1 protein-coding gene and 1 pseudogene are annotated in these 2,500 nt (G+C 51.6%); both read left to right on the top strand.

What is annotated here, in order from left to right; genetic code table 11:
- Positions 1–260: 260 nt before the first annotated feature.
- Positions 261–488 (top strand): annotated as a pseudogene (locus KX729_RS32875) (IS3 family transposase); the annotation flags it as partial.
- 104 nt (positions 489–592) lie between these two features.
- A partial coding sequence (locus tag KX729_RS34125; protein ID WP_246618049.1) for a hypothetical protein occupies positions 593–2,500 on the top strand: 1,908 nt, incomplete at its 3' end.

The raw sequence follows: 2,500 nt of genomic DNA, 5'->3' as shown, positions 1-2,500 counted from the left end.
GCGTATGCGAAGATCAACGGAAAGGGCTTTCGACATATCTGCCGACCTCCATCGGCAGATAGCTTGAATCAGAACGCGAGCGATTTGCAAAGCCATTCGATTCAGTCAGACAGGGAACCGCTCTAAATCCGGAGAAGAACAAGCCGCCGGTATGGTCTCGAAGACGCGAGAGTTACTTGTCCGGCAGCGAAGCCAGATGTCAAATGCCATATCGGCTCTATTCTCTCGGAAGTTTGAGCCTCCGGCAAACGCGGTGCGGTTCAATCACGATGGCGGCGGACTTCTGCATCCAAGCGGTCGAGGTGGCACTTGCGCGTTGAGGCAATTCTGACATCTACACGGACCAAGGATCGCAGTTCACGTCAATCGACGTCACCACCATATTGAAGAGCGCCGAAATCGCCATCTCGATGGACGGCAAAGGGTTCGTGGCGGGATAACGTCTTCGTCGACGGCTCTGGCGGTCAATCAGAATGGCGGAAGCACATAAAAATTTAGATTATCAAGTAAATGAAAATTTAGATTAAATATTAGATGGTCCGAAATAAATACATAATATGGTGTGTGCGTCGAAACAAATTAAGAAATCATAATGAGCGACGCGAAGAATTATTTGGGTATCGAAGGTTACGGCGCTGAGACGGTAGGCGGTATTGGAGGCCGCATTATTCACGTGACAACGCTCGCCGATAGTGGAACGGGATCGCTCCGCGAAGCGCTTATGGCCGACGGTCCTCGCCTAATTGTATTTGACGTCGCCGGCCAGATTGATCTGAAATCACAGATTCTCGTCGAACATCCCAACGTTACAATAGCTGGCCAGACAGCGCCCGGTGACGGTATCACCATTTCAGATGATCGCATCCGCATCAAGACGAGCGAAGTGGTCATACAAGGCGTGCATTTCCGACCCGGCGATGACCCCGATGGCCATAATCCGAGCGACCGCGACGGACTGATGATCGGGACAACCGATTTCGAGCTCAGAAATATCGTAATCGATCACAATAGTTTCACATGGGCGACCGATGAGAACGTCTCAATCAATGGTTCTGTCAGAAGCGTTACATTCTCGAATAACTTGGTGGGGGAAGGTCTCAGTAAAAGCATCAATGTGGAAGGGGAACACAGCAAAGGCTTGCTGATTTCGAACTGGGACCAGATGAACGGTGACGCTAATGGCTTTATCACCGTCATTAAGAACCTTTTTGCCCATAATAATGACCGCAATCCGGAGATCCGTGCGGGGCAAGAAGTCGAGATTATCAACAATTACATTTATGACAGTGGCCGCGCCGAACGGAGCATCGCAGTGGGCGGCGGCTCCCTCGGATCCCTGCTGACCACTGTCGACATCATTGGTAATGTTGTAGATTATGGGCTGAGTACAACCAAAATAAATCGCGGCCCCATCACGGTCACTTCCATGGCGGATGGCAGCGCTGTCTATCTCTATGACAATCTACTTGTCGACCGGGTCACCGACGCCAGTGGCAACCAGATCCAGACGAGCCTAGTTTACGACACTGGTGGCGCAAAATTCATTACTTTGTTGGACAACACATCTAGCGGTGCCGTCGTACTCGACTCGTCTCAGGTCCGAGACTATGTTCTCTCCAACGTCGGTGCGAACCCCTTCGACCGTGATCAAACCGACACTCGAATCGTAAATAGCGTAATAAGTGGCACAGGCGTACTCGTTAACAAGACTTCAGAGGTTGCAACAGGTACTGCATTCACGCCGACAATAGCTCGCGACACCGATGGTGATGCCATACCTGACTGGTACGAGAGCCTCTGCGGAACGGATCGGAACGTTTTCACCGCATACAGCGACTTTGATCACGACGGCTATTACGATATCGAGGAATATTTTCATGACTTGATAGCAGGACCTGGTAATAACGTTATAAAGTCGGTTGGCGCGATCATCACTTCTAATGTAGCACAACAGTTATATCGCTTGTCGGCCACCGGGAACACCCTTATGCTTCTTCCGCAATTTACAATTGCAGAAGGAGACAAGCTCGAGATTAGCGGCTTCTTGGGCGACATGAGGGATGCCGTAAGGGAGGACTACATCGACCTAGCTTATGCTTGGGGCAAGACTTTTATCAGTGTCGATCGTGACGGATTAGGCTCCAAATATCAGCTCGAGCTGATCGCTGAAATAGATGGCCGGGTAAGCGAAGCCGAGCTCGCTAGTTCTCTAAGTCTATTTGGGGAAACCTATAACACTGACATGAATGTTGTGATAGGGACGGTACAGGCGGATAGGATTGTCGGCCTTAGTTGCGCCGACGCGATCACTGGTCTTTCTGGCAACGATACGCTGACCGGAGGGGCTGGCGGGGATATTCTTGACGGTGGAGCCGGCAACGACGCCCTGAGTGGTGGCGCCGACGGCGACACTCTGCTCGGAGGTGCCGGCACGGATAAACTCGATGGTGGCACGGAGGCTGACGTCATGCGTGGCGGCGCCGACAACGACACCTATATT

It is taken from the genome of Neorhizobium populisoli (genome assembly GCF_019430945.1).
In the GTDB taxonomy this organism is placed as follows: Bacteria; Pseudomonadota; Alphaproteobacteria; order Rhizobiales; family Rhizobiaceae; genus Neorhizobium; species Neorhizobium populisoli.
Note: the sequence above shows the minus strand (reverse complement) of the source record. Positions and strands in the feature narration are given on the sequence as shown.